The sequence below is a fragment of the Rhodoferax sp. XS2R6 genome, from assembly GCF_056521365.1.
Genome location: NZ_JBWMAY010000005.1, coordinates 44,195 through 60,816, shown reverse-complemented (window position 1 = coordinate 60,816; position 16,622 = coordinate 44,195). Strand labels below are relative to the sequence as shown.

17 protein-coding genes are annotated in these 16,622 nt (G+C 62.2%); 11 read left to right on the top strand and 6 right to left on the bottom strand.

The annotated features are described in order from the left end of the window. The first annotated feature begins 1 nt into the window (after position 1). From AC097A_RS16325 to waaF, 4 genes are read left to right on the top strand one after another with little or no spacing between them, the layout of a single operon-like run. Complete coding sequence (locus AC097A_RS16325) at positions 2 to 436, top strand: glycerate kinase (RefSeq protein WP_479621642.1); 435 nt, start codon at positions 2 to 4, stop codon at positions 434 to 436. Between the two features lie 48 nt (positions 437 to 484). After that, positions 485 to 1,435, top strand: coding sequence for a branched-chain amino acid transaminase (locus AC097A_RS16320; protein ID WP_296510026.1), 951 nt, complete (start codon positions 485 to 487; stop codon positions 1,433 to 1,435). Between the two features lie 5 nt (positions 1,436 to 1,440). Further along, positions 1,441 to 1,647, top strand: a complete 207-nt coding sequence (locus AC097A_RS16315) for a zinc-finger domain-containing protein (RefSeq protein WP_105261762.1) — start codon at positions 1,441 to 1,443, stop codon at positions 1,645 to 1,647. Then, complete coding sequence (gene waaF, locus AC097A_RS16310; RefSeq protein ID WP_479621641.1) at positions 1,637 to 2,641, top strand: lipopolysaccharide heptosyltransferase II; 1,005 nt, start codon at positions 1,637 to 1,639, stop codon at positions 2,639 to 2,641. Before AC097A_RS16315 ends, waaF begins: the two co-directional genes overlap by 11 nt. A gap of 323 nt (positions 2,642 to 2,964) precedes the next feature. Here waaF and AC097A_RS16305 read toward each other — a convergent pair whose 3' ends face one another. Beyond that, a complete protein-coding gene (locus tag AC097A_RS16305) occupies positions 2,965 to 3,609 on the bottom strand; it encodes a nucleoside/nucleotide kinase family protein (RefSeq protein ID WP_479621640.1) in 645 nt (214 codons plus the stop codon). Positions 3,610 to 3,743: 134 nt separating this feature from the next. On the opposite strand from AC097A_RS16305, the gene AC097A_RS16300 reads away from it, so the two are divergent. The 4 genes from AC097A_RS16300 (at position 3,744) to AC097A_RS16285 (ending at position 7,907) form a co-directional block, all read left to right on the top strand. Beyond that, positions 3,744 to 4,730 (top strand): sugar ABC transporter substrate-binding protein, encoded by a 987-nt coding sequence (locus tag AC097A_RS16300; RefSeq protein ID WP_315480507.1) that lies wholly within the window; start codon positions 3,744 to 3,746, stop codon positions 4,728 to 4,730. 114 nt (positions 4,731 to 4,844) lie between these two features. After that, positions 4,845 to 5,804, top strand: a complete 960-nt coding sequence (locus tag AC097A_RS16295) for an ABC transporter permease (protein ID WP_315480508.1) — start codon at positions 4,845 to 4,847, stop codon at positions 5,802 to 5,804. Next, a complete protein-coding gene (locus tag AC097A_RS16290; protein WP_479621639.1) occupies positions 5,804 to 6,592 on the top strand; it encodes an ATP-binding cassette domain-containing protein in 789 nt (262 codons plus the stop codon). The genes AC097A_RS16295 and AC097A_RS16290 overlap by 1 nt, the downstream gene beginning before the upstream one ends. 64 nt (positions 6,593 to 6,656) lie before the next feature. Then, positions 6,657 to 7,907, top strand: a complete 1,251-nt coding sequence (locus AC097A_RS16285; RefSeq protein WP_315494277.1) for an ROK family protein — start codon at positions 6,657 to 6,659, stop codon at positions 7,905 to 7,907. A 10-nt stretch (positions 7,908 to 7,917) separates the two neighbouring features. Here the strand turns inward: AC097A_RS16285 and AC097A_RS16280 are convergent, their stop codons facing one another. The 5 genes from AC097A_RS16280 to AC097A_RS16260 form a co-directional block, all read right to left on the bottom strand. Further along, a complete protein-coding gene (locus AC097A_RS16280) occupies positions 7,918 to 9,201 on the bottom strand; it encodes a sensor histidine kinase (protein WP_479621638.1) in 1,284 nt (427 codons plus the stop codon). A 17-nt stretch (positions 9,202 to 9,218) separates the two neighbouring features. Further along, a complete protein-coding gene (locus AC097A_RS16275) occupies positions 9,219 to 9,935 on the bottom strand; it encodes a response regulator (RefSeq protein ID WP_479621637.1) in 717 nt (238 codons plus the stop codon). Between the two features lie 104 nt (positions 9,936 to 10,039). Beyond that, positions 10,040 to 11,380 carry an AmpG family muropeptide MFS transporter gene (locus tag AC097A_RS16270; protein WP_479621636.1) on the bottom strand — a complete coding sequence of 447 codons (1,341 nt, stop codon included), beginning with the start codon at positions 11,378 to 11,380 and terminating at the stop codon, positions 10,040 to 10,042. Positions 11,381 to 11,518: 138 nt separating this feature from the next. Then, a complete protein-coding gene (locus AC097A_RS16265; RefSeq protein ID WP_479621635.1) occupies positions 11,519 to 12,604 on the bottom strand; it encodes a porin in 1,086 nt (361 codons plus the stop codon). Between the two features lie 139 nt (positions 12,605 to 12,743). After that, a complete protein-coding gene (locus AC097A_RS16260; protein ID WP_479621634.1) occupies positions 12,744 to 13,508 on the bottom strand; it encodes a FadR/GntR family transcriptional regulator in 765 nt (254 codons plus the stop codon). A 166-nt stretch (positions 13,509 to 13,674) separates the two neighbouring features. Here AC097A_RS16260 and AC097A_RS16255 point away from each other — a divergent pair, with 166 nt between their 5' ends. From AC097A_RS16255 to AC097A_RS16245, 3 genes are read left to right on the top strand one after another with little or no spacing between them, the layout of a single operon-like run. After that, complete coding sequence (locus tag AC097A_RS16255; protein ID WP_315494282.1) at positions 13,675 to 14,829, top strand: enolase C-terminal domain-like protein; 1,155 nt, start codon at positions 13,675 to 13,677, stop codon at positions 14,827 to 14,829. 35 nt (positions 14,830 to 14,864) lie between these two features. Then, the gene (locus tag AC097A_RS16250; RefSeq protein WP_315494283.1) at positions 14,865 to 15,749 is read left to right on the top strand and encodes a sugar ABC transporter permease; all 885 of its coding nucleotides are present in this window, start codon (positions 14,865 to 14,867) and stop codon (positions 15,747 to 15,749) included. Beyond that, positions 15,746 to 16,618, top strand: a complete 873-nt coding sequence (locus AC097A_RS16245; protein WP_315494284.1) for an ABC transporter permease subunit — start codon at positions 15,746 to 15,748, stop codon at positions 16,616 to 16,618. Before AC097A_RS16250 ends, AC097A_RS16245 begins: the two co-directional genes overlap by 4 nt. Positions 16,619 to 16,622: the final 4 nt, after the last annotated feature.

Below are 16,622 nucleotides of genomic sequence, written 5' to 3'. Positions count from 1 at the left end.
GATGCAAATTCAAAAAATTGTAGTGCCCGTCGCGGCATTGGTAGTCGCGGTAGCCGGCTACCGGGCGTATGGTTGGGCGGGTCTGGCCTTGGTGGCGGGTGGTCTGGTGATGTGGCAGCTGTTGCACTTCACGCGCATGCTGCAAATCCTCAAGCGGGCGGCCCACCGCCCTATCGGCCATGTGGACAGCGCGGTCATGCTGCACGCCAAGCTGGCGGCCGGCCAGCCGCTGCTGCACGTGGTCGCACTTACGCGGTCGCTGGGCTTGCTGGAGTCGCCCAAGGACACCCAACCCGAGCGGTTCCGCTGGACCGACACGTCGCAGTCCAGCGTGTTGTGTGTGTTTCTGGGGGGCAAGCTGCAGAGCTGGGAGCTGACACGACCGGCCACGGAGGCGCCCACTGCGCGGGCCGATGATGTGGCGCTGGCCCCGTAAAATCGGCGTTTTGTATTGTTTGCAGCCCACCCAACCAAGGACACCCCGATGAGCGTACTTCCTCCCTCCATGTCTGACCGCGACGGAAAAATCTGGATGGATGGCCAGATGGTGGAATGGCGCGACGCCAAGATCCACGTGCTGAGCCACACGCTGCACTACGGCTGCGGCGCGTTTGAAGGCGTGCGCGCCTACAACACGGTCAACGGTCCGGCCATCTTCCGCCTGCAGGAGCACACGGAGCGCCTGTTCAACAGCGCCAAGATCCTGCGCATGACCATCCCGTTTACCCAGGAACAGGTGAACGAAGCCCAGTGCGCCGTGATCCGCGAGAACAAGTTGGAGTCTGGCTACCTGCGGCCGCTGACCTGGATCGGTGACAAGAAGCTGGGTGTGTCCCCCAAGGGCAACACCATCCACCTGATGGTGGCTGCCTGGCCCTGGGGCGCCTACCTGGGCGAAGAGGGCATGAAGCGCGGCATCCGCGTGAAGACCAGCAGCTACACCCGCCACCACGTCAACATCACCATGACGCAGGCCAAGGCGGTGAGCAACTACACCAACTCCATCCTCGCCAACATGGAAGCCACCGACGACGGCTACGACGAAGCCCTGTTGCTGGACAGCTCGGGTTTTGTGTCCGAAGGCGCGGGTGAAAACATCTTTGTCATCAAAAACGGCGTGATCTACACCCCCGACCTGTCGGCTGGTGCGCTGAACGGCATCACCCGCAACACCGTGTTCCACATCGCCAAAGACCTGGGCCTGGAGATCGTGCAAAAACGCATCACGCGTGACGAGGTCTACATCGCTGACGAAGCCTTCTTCACCGGTACTGCGGCTGAAGTGACCCCCATTCGCGAGCTGGACCGCATCGCCATGGGCAAGGGTGACTACGTGGGTAGCCGTGGCCCGATCACTGAAAAAATCCAATCTGCGTTCTTTGACATCGTCAACGGCCGCAACCCGAAATACGCCCACTGGCTCACGAAGGTCTGAGACCCATGACAAACGCAAAAATTGAACTGCTGGCCAAAGACCTGAACCACCAAGGTGGCGTGTTCTGCCCCAGCCCGCTGGCCGACATGAAAACCTGGAACACCCACCCCAAGGTGTACCTGGATGTAGGCCGCACGGGCGAAGCCAAGTGCCCCTACTGCGGCACGGTCTACAAACTGAAAGACGGCGAGCACTTCGCGGGTGGACATTAAGTCCCTGATCATCGCGCCCCAATGGATTGGGGATGCGGTGATGACCGAGCCGCTGATGCGCCGCTTGGCGGCGCGGGGCGAGCGACTCACGGTCGGGGCCTTACCCTGGGTGGCACCGGTGTACCGGGCCATGCCCCAGGTGGCCGAGGTGATGGAGTTTCCGTTCGCCCGCGGCGGTCTGCAATGGGCGGCGCGCCGGGCCATGGCCCACAGTCTGCGTGGCCGCTTCGATGTGGCCTACGTGGGGCCTAACTCCCTCAAAAGTGCGCTGATCCCCTGGTGGGCCGGTATTCCCAAACGGGTGGGGTACTCCGGCGAGGTCCGCTGGGGCCTGCTGAACCAGCGCCTGCCCAATCCGCCGGAGGGCGAACGCCCGCCCATGGTGGCGTTTTATTCGGCGTTGAGTGGTGAAGCTGGACTGGATGCCGACCAGCCGCAGCTGCAACTGGCCCCTGGCGCGGCCGAGCAGGCCTTGGCTGCGCAGGGCCTGCCGGCCCAAGGTTTTTATGTGCTGGCGCCTGGCGCCGAATACGGCCCGGCCAAACGCTGGCCGGCGGCCCACTTTGCCGCACTCGCCAGCCAATTGACGCTGCCCGTGTTGCTCTTGGGTTCGGGCAAAGATGCGGCGGTATGCGCCGAAATCGCCAGCGCGGTGAATACCCGCCAGCCCGGCCATTGTGTGGACCTGGCCGGCAAAACCTCTTTGGACCAGGCGATTGCGCTGATAGCCTCGGCCAAAGCCATGGTCAGCAACGATTCAGGCCTGATGCACGTAGCCGCCGCCTTTGGCGTGCCCCAGGTGGCGGTGTTCGGCTCGTCCAGCCCGCTGCACACACCACCGCTGAGTGACAAGGCCACGGTGCTCTGGCTCAAGAACGACCCCAGCTACCAGCCGCCGCTGGACTGCGCCCCCTGCTTTGCGCGCGACTGCCCGCTGGGCCACACACGCTGCCTGAACGACATTGCCCCTGCGAAAGTGCTATCTTATTTGTAGCTGTTTGCGCAGTATCCACGGGCGCCAAGTGCCAATTTGGCATCAAACTGTGCCCGCCAACAGCGCACAAAAAAAAGCCACCCGAAGGTGGCTTTGTAAAGTCCCCGAAGGGACGTCGTTGGAACCTGTTGAAGGAAACCTATTTGGCTGGTTTCGCTTCGATCCTTGTGAACTGTGACAGCAGCTGGGATGAATTTTCTGCCTTGGCCGGCAAAAGCGGTATCCCCCATTCGGGTGAATTTGCAGTCTTTTTTGCAAATAAATGGGAGTTTTTGACCTGCGTCGTCATTTTTGGGGCCACCTAAGTGCCGAAATCACCCGTTTCACCCCGTCACCACCCCATCCGCCCGGTGCCGGCTGGCCTCAATACGCCTTGCGTTGGGTTCGTCGGTCTGCGCCATCCACTGCAGCGCCTCTTCCCGTGTACGGCCAAACAACATGTGGCGCGCCAGCAGGCGACTGTGGCGCACGGCAGGGGCCACGTCCAGGTACCAGACCTCGTCCAGCAGCGCGCGTACACCAGCCCAGCCATCGTCCTCCAGCAGCAGGTAGTTGCCTTCGGTAATGACCAAAGGGACGCCATGCGTGATGGGGATGGCGCCGGCAATCGGCTCTTCGAGGGCGCGGTTGAAGTCGGGCGCATAGACCGTTTCGCCCGCGGTTTGCTGGCGGATACGTTGCAGCAGGGCGATGAAGCCCGCGCTGTCAAAGGTGTCGGGCGCGCCCTTGCGCTGGGCGCGGCCCAGGCGTTCCAGTTCGGCTTGCGCCAAATGGAAACCGTCCATGGGCAGGTACTGGCTCTGGCCGGGGTACTGCGCCTGCAGCGCCTGGGCCAGGGTGGACTTGCCGGCCCCGGGTGGCGCCACGATGCCCAATACCTTGCGCTGCCCGGTGGCGAGCAGGGCGGCTATGCGCTGCTGGGTATCGACGGGGGATAAAAAAAGTACCGGTGGATTAGGGTTTTCCATAATTAAAGTAACTTGATTTAAGTAAATGAATGGAACTATAGTCCAGCCACGCCGTGAGAGAGCGTAATTTCCCGGGGGCCCGTTCCCCTGACCACCCAGCCAGAAAAAGGTCGCACAGACCGAGGAGATACCTGATGAAGAAGTCCACCCCCCTGATCCTGTCCGCATTGGCCCTGGCCGCTTCCAGCGCGTTTGCCGCCGGTGAGCCCGTCATCGGCCTGATCACCAAAACCGAAACCAACCCCTTCTTCGTGAAGATGAAGGAAGGCGCCGAAGCCGAAGCCAAAAAACTGGGCGCCAAGCTGATGAGCGCCTCTGGCAAGAAAGACGGTGACACCGCCTCTCAGATCGCCGCCATTGAGAACATGACCGCCCGCGGCGCCAAGACCATCCTGATCACCTCGTCCGGCGACGCCATCCTGCCCGCCGTGAAAAAGGCGCAGGAAAAAGGCGTGCAAGTGATTGCGCTGGACAGCCCGTTTGAAGGCGCCGACGCCCTGTTTGCCACCGACAACTACAAGGCCGGTGAGCTGATTGGCCAGTACGCCAAGGCCGCCCTGGGTGGCAAGCCCGCCAAGATCGCCATGTTGGACCTGTTCCCCGGCCACCCCGTGGGCGCGCAACGCCACAACGGCTTCATGAAGGGTTTTGGCCTGCAAGCCAATGACGCCAAGTCCAACGAACTCTCGAAGACTGCAGAAACCGTGTGCGCGGCCGACACCGATGGCAACCAGGCCAAGGGCCAGACCGCCATGGAAAACTGCCTGCAAAAGGACCCCGCCATCAACGTGGTCTACACCATCAACGAACCCGCAGCGGCCGGTGCGTACAACGCACTGAAGAAAGCCGGCAAAGACAAAGGCGTGCTGATCGTGTCGGTGGACGGTGGTTGCGCCGGTGTGGCCGACGTGGGCAAGGGCGTGATTGCCGCCACCTCGCAGCAATACCCCCTGAAGATGGCCGCCATGGGTGTGGCCGCCGGTGTGGATTACGCCAAGGGCGGCAAAAAGGCTTCGGGTTATGTGGACACCGGCGTGACCCTGATTGCCGGAAAAGCAGTGGCTGGCGTGGACAGCAAAGACGTCAAGACCGGTACCGACCTGTGCTGGGGCAAAAAGTAAGCTGACACGGGCTCGCGCCCTGTGAGTGCCCGGGGCCCGGCGGCTGTTCACTACAGTGCCGGGCCCTTGTTCCCTCTCTTCATTGCGCTGAAGCGCGCCAACTGGTAAGCCCCTATGGCAACGAATTCTTCCAAACCTATTCCATGGGCCCTGCTCGGCCCTTGGCTGGCCCTGCTGGCTGCCTGCGTGTTTTTTGCCACGCAATCCGACCGCTTTTTGACTGGCGAAAACCTCTCCCTGGTGCTACAGCAGGTCATGGTGGTCGGCCTGCTGGCCATCGGCCAGACCCTGATCATCCTGACTGCCGGTATCGACTTGTCCTGCGGCATGGTGATGGCGCTCGGCGGCATCGTGATGACCAAGTTCACCATGGACCTTGGCATGCCACCCGCGCTGGGTATCTTGTGCGGCATCCTGGTGACGGCGGCGTTTGGCCTGCTCAACGGCCTGCTGGTGACCCGGGTCAAGCTGCCTTCTTTCATCGTGACGCTGGGCACCATGAATATTGCGTTTGCCATCACCCAGATTTACTCCGAAGCCCAAACCGTGGGCAACCTGCCTGAGAGCATGACGGTGCTGGGGAATACCTTTTCCCTGGGTGGCACATCCGTGGCCTGGGGTACCGTGGTCATGCTGGGCATGTACCTGCTGGCTTGGCATTTGTTGCGGGACACCGCGGCAGGTCGCCATGTGTACGCCGTGGGCAACAACCCCGAGGCCGTGCGCCTGAGTGGTATTTCCGTCGAGCGTGTGCTGCTAGGCGTCTATGTGCTGGCCGGCGTGCTGTATGGCATCGCCGCCCTGTTGTCGGTGGCACGCACCGGGGTGGGCGACCCGCAAGCGGGGCAGACCGAAAACCTGGATGCCATCACCGCCGTGGTGCTGGGCGGCACTTCGCTGTTTGGTGGCCGCGGCATCATTTTGGGTTCCTTGGTGGGCGCCGTCATTGTGGGTGTGTTCCGCAATGGCCTCACGCTGATGGACGTGGCTTCGGTCTACCAGACCCTGATCACCGGAATTTTGGTCATCCTGGCGGTGGCCGCAGACCAACTCTCACGCAAGGGAGCCCGCTAATGGCTATACCGCAAATCGTTCTCAAAGCCACTGGTTTGGTCAAGCGTTATGGCGGTGTGACCGCACTCGACGGCGTGGACTTTGAACTGCGCGCCGGTGAAATTCTGGCCGTGATTGGTGACAACGGCGCGGGCAAGTCCAGCCTCATCAAGGCCCTGTCCGGCGCCGTGGTGCCCGACGAAGGCACGATGGAGCTGGACGGCCAAGCGGTGCATTTCCGTTCGCCCATTGATGCGCGCCGCCATGGCATAGAAACTGTCTACCAGGACCTGGCCGTGGCACCCGCCATGTCGATTGCTGAAAACCTGTTTCTGGGCCGCGAGTTGCGCCGTCCCGGCGTGCTGGGCAGTGTGTTTCGCTCGCTGGACAAGAAGCGCATGCTGGACGAGGCGATCTCGCGCATGAACGACCTCAAGGTCGGCATCCGCTCCATGACACAGGCGGTGGAGACGCTCTCGGGCGGCCAGCGCCAGTGTGTAGCTGTGGCGCGTGCGGCGGCCTTTGCGCAGCACGTGGTCATCATGGACGAGCCCACTGCCGCACTGGGAGTGAAAGAGGGCAATATGGTGCTGGAGCTGATCCGCCGCGTGCGCGACAAGGGCCTCCCCGTCATCCTCATCAGCCACAACATGCCGCATGTGTTTGAGATTGCGGACCGCATCCACATCCAGCGCCTGGGCAAACGAGCCTGTGTGGTCAACCCCAAAACCATCAGCATGAGCGACACCGTGGCGGTGATGACGGGCGCCAAAGTCGTCGAGGATCTGCCTGCGTCGGCGCTGGCCTGAACCACCACGGAGTGCCAAAAAGTTTTGGCGGGTGGGGCGCTTCATGGGTCAAAATCGCCCCACCATGAACCTTGCTGACAACGCACCTGCCACCCGCCCCGACACGGCGGTGGCTGCTTCCCCTCCGGTCCTGCGGCCGCGGGGCTCCAACCATGTGGGCATGCGCCAGTTCAACGAACGGGTGGTGTTGCACGCCATCCGCCTCAATGGCAGCCTGCCCAAGGCCGACCTGGCCCGCCTCACCGGCCTCACCGCGCAGACCATCGGTCTCATTACCACCCGCCTGGAAGACGATGGCCTGCTGCTGAAGCAGGAGCGGGTGCGTGGCCGCATTGGCCAGCCCTCGGTACCTATGGCGCTGAACCCGGATGGCGCGTTTGCGCTGGGCATCAAGATTGGCCGGCGCAGCGCGGATTGGTTGCTGGTGGACTTCACCGGCAAGGTGCGGGTGCGTGAAACCCTGGCCTACGACTTTCCCGATGCCGACGCCTTGCTGCCCGTGGTGCAGACGCGTATGCGCGCCATCCAGGACGGCCTGGGCGCGCTGGCGCCGCGCCTGGTCGGCGTGGGCGTGGCGGCGCCGTTCAACCTGGGCGGCTGGCACAAGATGTTGGGCCTGTCCGAGGCCGTGTCGGACCAGTGGAACCATATTGACCTGTGCGCGCAGGTGCAGGCCATGACCGACGCCCCCGTGAGTTTTGCCAAGGACACCTCGGCCGCCTGTGTGGCCGAGCTGGTGGCCGGCCGTGGCCGCGACCTGAAAAGTTTTTTGTATTTGTTTGTGGACACCTTTGTGGGCGGCGGGCTGGTGCTTAACTCGCACCTGCACGGTGGCATCCACGGCAATGCGGGCGCCGTGGCCTCGTTGCCCCTGCAGGTGGCGGCTCCCGGCAGCATGCCTGAGCAGCTGATTGCCCATGCTTCCTTGTGGGAGCTGGAGCAGCGTTACCAGGCCGAGGGCCTGGACCCCAGCGCCGCCTATGACGACCGCGCCATGTCCGCGCCGTTTGCCGTGCACACGGATGCCTGGATCAGCAGCGCCGCACTCGGCCTGGCCCAGTGTGTGGTCAGCGGCACCGCGTTTCTGGACATTGATGCGGTGGTGATTGACGGCTCGTTTTCGCGCGGCATGTTGCAGCGCTTGATTGAGGAAACCGGCTTGGCCCTGCGTCGTTACAACTGGGAAGGCCTGTGGCCCGCCACCGTGATTGCGGGCAGCATCGGGTCGGACGCGCGCGCGCTGGGCGGCGCCCTGTTGCCGCTGCATGAAAACTTTGCCCCGGACCGCGACCTGTTTTTAAAGGCCGCGTCCTGAGCCACCGGCCTTAGCGCGGGCTGGCGGGCGCCTGCAGCGGCAGGCGAATCTCAAAACACGCGCCACCGTCGGGCCGGTTGCGGCAGGTGACGGTGCCGCCATGGCGCTGCGTGATGGACTTGACCAGCGCCAAGCCCAGGCCCACACCGCCTTCGCGCTCGGACGCCCCGGGCAAGCGGTAAAACGGTTCAAAAATCCGGTCTTGCAAAGCCTCGGGCACGCCGGGGCCGCGGTCACACACCTGCAGGGTGGCGTGGGCGTTGTCTTGGGTCAGCACCAGCGTGACCTCACCCGCGCCATACCGACGGGCGTTTTCCAACAGGTTGCGCACGGCGCGGCGCAGCAGCTTGGTGATGCCGGGCACGGCCAGTGTGGCGGTGGTGGTGTCCAGGTTGGCCTGGGTGCGTGCGCATTCCTCTGCCGCCAGGCCCACCAGGTCTACCGATTCCACGGTGCCCATGTCGGCGTCTTTGGCGTCCAGGCGGCTGGCCAGCAAAATTTCTTCAATCAACTGGTCCAGCTCGCTGATGTTGCGGGCGATCTCGGCCTTGAACGTGGGGCTGGGGCTGCTGCCCATCAGTTCCATGCCCATGCGGATGCGCGCGAGAGGCGAGCGCAGCTCGTGGGAGGCATTGGCCAGCAAGGATTTTTGTGAGGCCAGCAGGGCTTCGTGGGACTGCACCAGGCTTTGCACTTGTTGGGCCGCGTGGTTAAAGCGGGTGGCCAGAAAACCCACCTCGTCATCCCCCCCCAAGGCTACGCGTGCACCCAGGTCCCCATCGCCCCAGCGTTCCACGCCCTGGCGCAGGGTTTCTAGGCGTCGGGTCAGGCGGCGAACAATCGGGTAGGTGGCCAGTGCCACGGCAATGCCTACCAGCCCCAGGGTCCAGAAAAAGCCAAACGGGGCCTTCCAGCTGGACGCTGGCGGACGTGGCAGGTGCATATGGACCGTCTGACCATCCTGCATGCGCACCAGAAACTCGGGGCCGCGGCCAAAGCGGCCCGGCATATCGTCGTCAGGCGGGGCGTCCATGTCGGGCGGCGTTGGCGGCGGGTCTCCGGCAGGGCCGGGTGTGTCACTGCGCAGCATGGGCGGGTAATCCCCGCGTTGCAGGGGGCGGCGCAGCCGCGCGTGCCCGTTGCCAATCACTTCTCCCGCTTCATTGCGCACCACCACTTCGCGCAGCGGCGGCTCCGTGGTGAGGCGCCAGGCCCAACCCACAAGCAGGGTGAGCACGGCCACAGCCAGCACCACGGCCAGCCAGATACGCACATACAACTGCTTGAAAAACATGGGAGAGAAAACCAGGCTTAGTCTTGTTGCCGGGCAAACACATACCCTACGCCACGCACCGTGAGGATGCGTTTGGGGTCTTTGGCGTCGACCTCGATGGCGGCGCGGATGCGGCCCATGTGCACGTCGATGGAGCGGTCAAAGGCTTCGAGCTCGCGGCCGCGCACGGCCTCCATGATCTGGTCCCGCGTGAGCACGCGCCCGGCGCGTTCGGCCAGTGCCACCAGCAGGTCAAACTGGTAGGACGTGAGTTCGCAGGCGGCGCCGGACACGGTGACGGTGCGCGCGTCGCGGTCAATCTCCAGGCTGCCAAAACGCAGTGCCTTGCCGCTGGGGGCTGCGTTCTCCACCTTGCGGCGCAGGATGGCGCGCACGCGGGCCAGCAGCTCGCGGGGTTCAAAGGGTTTGGGCAGGTAGTCGTCGGCACCCAGTTCCAGGCCAATGATGCGGTCCATGGCGTCGCCCTTGGCGGTGAGCATGAGCACCGGCACGCTGGAGGCAGGTGCGGGCAGGGAGCGGATGCGGCGGCACACTTCCAGGCCGTCGATGTCGGGCAGCATCAGGTCCAGAATCACCAGCTCGGGCACGGCGCCGGCGGGTGGCTGGGTCAGGTGGCCCAGGCCGCTGAGGCCGTCGCCGCAGTGGCTGACAGCAAATCCCGATTGCTCCAGGTACTCGGCCACCATGGTGGCGAGGCGGGCGTCGTCTTCGATCATGAGCAGGTGTTGGCGCATGGTCGCAGTCTATCGCCACACCACTGCGGACGTATACCGGCTCTTTGTCGGTCCGGTAAAGTTAGGTAAATAACGCTATCAAAATAATAGCTGTTTGCGCAGTATTAACGGGGGCTAGGTGCCATTTTGATGCGTGAAGCCAGCCACACCAGCAGCAGCACGGGCGCGCCCAAGCAGGCGGTGGCGGTGAAGAAGTTGGGGTAACCAAAGTGGTCCACAAACTGCCCCGAGAATCCGGCCAGAAACTTGGGCAACAGCAGCATCATGGAGCTGAACAGCGCGTACTGGGTGGCCGAGTACTGGACGTTGGTGAGCGAGGACAGGTAGGCGATGAAGGCCGCGCTGGCAATGCCGCTCGAGAGGTTGTCGGCCGAGATGACAAACACCAGCGCGCTCAGGTCGTGGCCGCGGGTGGCCAGCCAGGCGAACAGCAGGTTGCTGGCGGCGCTGAGCACGGCGCCCAGCATCAGCACACGCATCACGCCCAGGCGCAGGGCCATCACCCCGCCGATGAAGGCGCCCAGCAGCGTCATGGCAATGCCAAACGCTTTGCTGACGGCGGCCACCTCGTCCTTGCTAAAGCCCAGGTCCACGTAAAACGGGTTGGCCATGATGCCCATCACCACGTCGCTGATGCGGTAGGTGGCAATCAGCGCCAGGATCAGCGCCGCGTGCCAGCGGTAGCGCCCCACAAAGTCGGTGAAGGGGGCAACCAACGCGCCTTGCAGCCACTCGGCCGCATTGCGGGCCGGGGCCAGTGCCTGGCGCACGGGTTCGCGGGAGAGCAGCACGGTCAGCACGCCGGGCAACATGCTGGCGGCCATCACCAGGTAGGCGGTGCGCCAGGCACCGTATTGGTAGAGCGCGGCGTTGGGCACCTCGGCACGGGCGGCAATCCACAAGGCCCCGGCACCGGCCCAGATCATGGCCAGACGGTAGCCCGCCTGGTAGGTGGCGGCCAATGCGGCTTGGTGCTCGGTGTCGGCGGATTCGATGCGGAAGGCGTCCAGCGCAATGTCCTGCGTGGCGGAGCCAAAGGCCACGGCCACGGCGCAGTACACCATGGGGGCCAGCGCCAGCGTGGGGTCGGTCAGCGCCATCATGACCAGTGCGGCCATGATCACGGTTTGTGACAACAGTAACCAACTGCGCCGCCGGCCCAGCAGCCGCGTCAGCACGGGAATGGGCAACCGGTCCACCAGCGGCGACCACACCCACTTGAAGCCGTAGGCCAGCCCCACCCAGCTCAGAAAACCGATGGTGGTGCGGTCCACACCGGCCTCGCGCAACCAAAAGCTCAGCGTGCCAAACACCAGCAGCAAGGGCAGGCCGGCCGAGAAGCCCAGGGCCAGCATGCGTAGCGAGGCGGGTTCGGCATAGACCTTGAGGGTCGCGAGCCAGCTTGTTGGTGTGGGGGCTGGAGAGGGGGGAAGTGGCGCTGTCATGCCGGGAATAATAGCGGCCGCACTGACTTGGAACTGCGGGGCTGGGCCCGGCGCAGGCGTAAAAAAAGGGATCCAGCTTGGCCTGGATCCCTAACCCGTTCGTCTTCCTTCTTGTTATTGGCCGATGCCGTGTCGCGTTTAGAACGTCTTGCGCAGGGAAATCTCCATTCCTTCTCCGGTGTCACTGCGCCGCTCGGAGCCGTTGGCGTTGAAGCGGATCTGGGTGTCGCGCACCAACGAGAAGTGCACGCCCGTCGTGGCGTCCAGCAACCAGGCGTAGCCCAGTCCCAGGCGATTGCTGTCGACATCTTTGCTGGCGTCCGCTGCGGATGTCTTGGCGGTTTCGTCAATCATGCGATAGGACACGCGGAATTCACCGGGGCCATACGGCACCCGTGCGCCCAGGGTGGTGACAGCTTGGGAGCCCGAGCTGGTGATGTTGGCTTTGCTTGAGCGTGCATAGGTGCCGCCGATGCGGACGATGCCAAAGTCGTAGTACGCGCCCATGGCCAGGGTGTCCATGGTTTTTTGTGTGGTGGTGTCCCATTTGTCCTGCTCTTGCTGAACGCTGATGGCGGCAGAGGCTGGGCCGTCGGTGTAGGCAAGGTGTGCACCAATGCCGTTGGCGGCTGTTTTCTCGCCTTTGCTGAAAATCAAACCCGCGTTCACGCCCTTGGCGGTGGGTGTGGTGTAGTAGATGGCGTTGTTCCACTGGTTGGAAGCCAGGGCGCCACGCGTGCCGTTGGATGCATAGCTGTCGCCCACAAAGGCTTCGTAACGACCGGCGGTCGACACGCCGTATTGAGGCGAGTGCAAACGGCCGAGTTTGACTTCGCCGTATTTTTTGCTGGCCAGTCCTACCCAGGCCTTGTCTTTGAAGAGGGGGTCTGTACTGCCCGTGGCGCCTGTGTCGGCCGAGAAACGCATTTCCAGCATGAAGAAGCTGCTCAGGTCGGCATTGATGTTCGACGAACCGGAGAAATTCAACCTGGCATTGGAGCCCTCATCGACGGACTCGGAGGAGTTGGTTCCTGTGGACAGGTCCGACGGGATGGCGCTTTTGAGGCCGATGTCCACGCGACCGGAAATTTTCAGGGGAATGGATGAGGTGACAGCAATCGGCTCCGCAGCGGGTGGGGCTGCGGGTGCTGCCGTTTGCGCAAAGGCGGCGCTGACCAAGGTGCTCAATGCCAGAGGCACCAGGGTGGATTTGAAGTGTTGCAATTGGGTTCTCCTCGGTGTAGTAATGGACAGTCATCCATGATTTGAAGTCAGACGTCAGATGACTGTGCGCAGTCTAAGGAGGATTTTTTTTCTTCAAATTGGTGAAAACCCTGCCAGGCAGGCGGGCTGCCGGGTGGTCTTAGGGCAAGTTGATTTTTCGGCGCAGGCGCTCGCGGCTGTTGCTCAGGTGCATCAGCATGGCGGCTTTGGCGGAGGCTGCATCCTGGCGCAGGATGGCTTCGTAGATGGCTTCGTGCTCGCGCTGCACGACCTCTTTGCCGTCGGACAGGATGGGCAAGGGGGCGCCAAACTGTCCGCTCACCTCGGCCGTGCTCGCGGTGGGGTCGGCCTGGGTGTTGTGTGAGCGCAGGGTGGCGCTGCCGAGGCTGCTGAGTACTTCCTGGAAGTACTGGTTGTCAGTGGCCGCGGCGACCTCGGCGTGGAAGCGGTAGTCGTCTTCAATCGTGCTGAGGTCGGCGGCCCAGTGGGTGCGGTAGTCCTCCAGGGCCCGCTGCATCGTCTGGAGTTGTGCCGGGGTGCGGCGCAGGGCAGCAAGGTGGGCGGCTTCCGATTCCAGGCTGATGCGCAGCTCCAGCATGGCCAGTGTTTGCTTGATGTGCACCTCTGCAGGCAAGGGCGCCAGCAGCAGCCCGGAGGCTGCGCGCTCCAACACAAAGGTGCCGATGCCATGCCGTGTTTTGACCAGTCCGCTGGCCTGTAAGCTGGACATGGCTTCGCGGATCACGGTGCGGCTGACTTCGAACTCTCGCATCAAATTCGGCTCGGGCGGAATCCGGTCGCCGGGGCGCAAAGTTCCGTCAAGGATGCGGGTCTGGATGCTGTCTACGACGCGTTGCGGCTGGCTTTTGCTACTGTTGCCGCGGTGGGGGGTGCTGGAGGTCATGCTGGCCGGATTCTACGAATGAATGGGTGTGGCGGTGGGTTTCTGCCGTGTGGGGTGTGGCGGTGGTGTTGCTCGGAGTTTGTTTGGGGCTTAGGGTTAGTACTGTTAAGTCGTCAGACGTCTGGTTGTATATTGCCACCAAGTTAGCTCATTCCCAGGAAGGCCCATGAAAATAGAAAAAGTAGAGGCGGCGGTCTTTACCTACCCCACGCGCCGCGCCGTCGACACGGATGGCCATGCCCATCCCGGGCCGGAAACCCTGGCTCGCATGGCGCTGCTGACCGTGCAGGCCGATACGGGCGACAAGGGTTATGCATTCTCTCCGGTAGAGGTCGTGCGTCCGCACGTGTTGGATGCCTTTGTGCGCCCGGTGCTGCTGGGTGAGCACCCATTTCAGCGTGAAAAGCTATGGAAAGCGCTGGAGCACCGGCAGCGGGGCAGCGCCGGACAGCTGACCGACCGCGCGCTGGCCGTGGTGGAGCAGGCGCTGTGGGATCTGGCCGGGCGCGCACTGAACACGCCGGTCTACCAATTGTTGGGGGGTTACCGCGACAAGGTTCCCGCGTATGCAAGCACGATGTGCGGAGACGAACTGCCCGGTGGCCTGTCGACCCCGGACGAGTACGCAGCGTTTGCCGAAAAATTGGTGGCACGCGGGTACAAGGGCATCAAGATCCATACCTGGATGCCCCCCGTGCGGTTTGCGCCGGACCCGGACATGGACATCAGGGCTTGCGCGGCAGTCCGCGAGGCGGTGGGCCCGAACATTGCGCTGATGATCGACGGTTACCACAACTACAGCCGGACCGATGCCCTGCGCATTGGGCGCGCGCTGGAGAAGTTGAACTTCGCCTGGTTCGAGGAAATGATGAACGAACAGAGCATGGAGTCGTATGCCTGGTTGGCCGATCAACTGGACATCCCCATCCTGGGGCCTGAAAGCCTGTCCGGAAAACATTACAGCCGTGCCGCGTGGGTCAAGGCGGGTGCCTGCGACATCTTGCGGGCCGGTGTGCCGGGGGTCGGCGGTATTACGCCCGCGCTGAAGGTGGCGCACCTGGCCGAAGCATTTGGCATGCACTGTGAAGTACATGGCAACGGGGCTGCCAACCTGGCAGTGTGCGCGGCTATTAAAAACTGCAGTTGGTACGAACGCGGCCTATTGCATCCATTTTTGGACTACGACGTTGCGCCCGCCTATCTCCATACTTTGCCAGACCCTATGGACAGCGAGGGATGGGTGCATGTATCGCAAAAACCTGGTCTGGGGGAAGACATTAACTTTGACTACATCGAAGCCCACACCGTGGCGTCTTACTGAGCGCCGAGCCATGCGATCAACAGGAGTGATGTGCCATGTATGAGAACAAGAAGATTGGGTTCTTGTTTGTGCTGCCCTTTGTGCTGGGGGTACTGGGGTTCAAGCTGTTCCCCTTCGTGATGAGCTTTGCGCTGAGTTTCACGCAGTATGACTTCATCAGTCCTCCCCAGTACATCGGCCTGGAAAACTACCAGGAGCTTGCACTGAAGGATCCGTTATTTCGCCAGTCGCTATCAGTCACCTTGTTGTTTGTCGTGTTGGGGGTGCCATTGCGGGTGGGGTTTGCGCTTTTCATGGCGCATGTGTTGAACTTCAAGCTCCGCGGCATCAACTTCTTCCGCTCGGCCTACTACCTGCCGTCCATTCTGGGTGGCTCTATTGCGGCGGCCATCATGTGGCGCTTCATCTTTTCCCAGAACGGTTTGGTAAACATTGTCATGGTCAAGCTGGGCCTGCAGCCTATCGCGTGGCTGGCCGATGAGCACTATGCGCTGTGGACCGTGGTGCTGTTGTTCACCTGGCAGTTTGGATCAGCCATGGTCATCTTCCTGGCTGCGCTGCAAAACGTGCCCACCTCCTTGTACGAGGCGGCGGAAATTGATGGGGCCAGCAAAACCCAGCAGTTCTTCCGCATCACCGTTCCGTTGATCACCCCGGTCATCTTCTTCAACCTGATCATGCAGATGGTGCATGCCTTCCAGGAGTTCAATGGACCGTACATGATTACCGAGGGTGGTCCGCTGCACTCTACTTATGTGCTCTCGCTCTATATCTACGACCAGAGCTTCAAGTACTTCAACCTCGGCTACGGCAGTGCGCTCTCGTGGGTCTTGTTCGCTCTGGTGGCCAGCCTGAGCGCCATCTCATTCTTCACATCGAAATACTGGGTTTTCTACTCAGGTGAAAAGGAGCGCAAGTGACAGTTTCTGATGCCCACGCACTGAAGCAGGTGCGGCTTGAAAAGTTCAGTGCCCTTGTTCGTTATACCGTGTTGCTCCTGATGGGTTTGGTCATGCTTTATCCCATGATCTGGCTGGTAGGGGCGTCGTTCAAAAGCAATGCGGAGGTGTTCACAGAGATCGGTTTCTGGCCAAGTCGGTTTGACTTTGGCGCTTATGTGAAGGGCTGGAAGACAAGTTCTGAGTACACCTTCGCAACTTACTTTCTGAACTCCTTCCTGATCATTATTCCCAAAGTGATCGTGACGGTGATCTCGTGTGTGCTGGTGGCCTATGCGTTTGCGCGTTTCGACTTCTGGGGCAAGAAGTTTTTGTTCAGCGTGATGGTGGGCACCATGATGCTGCCCTTGATCATTCTGCGCTTGCCCCAGTACCTCATGTTCAAAGAGTTTGGCTGGGTGGATACCTACTTGCCGTTGATTGTTCCTTCGGCATTTGCTACCGACACTTTTTTTGTGTTCATGCTTGTGCAGTTCTTGCGCGGCATTCCGCGTGACATGGAAGAGGCGGCGCAGATTGATGGTTGCAATGCCTTGCAGTTGCTGTGGTACATCCTCGTGCCCATCCTGAAGCCGGCGATTATTTCTGTCGTGGTATTCCAGTTCATCTGGAGCATGAACGACTTTATGGGGCCGCTGATTTACCTCTCCAGTGTCGAGAACTACCCGGTTTCATTGGCATTGAAGATGAGTATCGGCGCCACCGAAGAGGTCGAGTGGGCCAGTGTGATTGCCATCTCGGTGGTGGCCCTGGTGCCGTCGCTCGTGGTCTTCTTCCTGGCGCAACGCCATTTCATCGAAGGTGCCGCCAGCAGCGGCATCAAGGGTTAAAGAG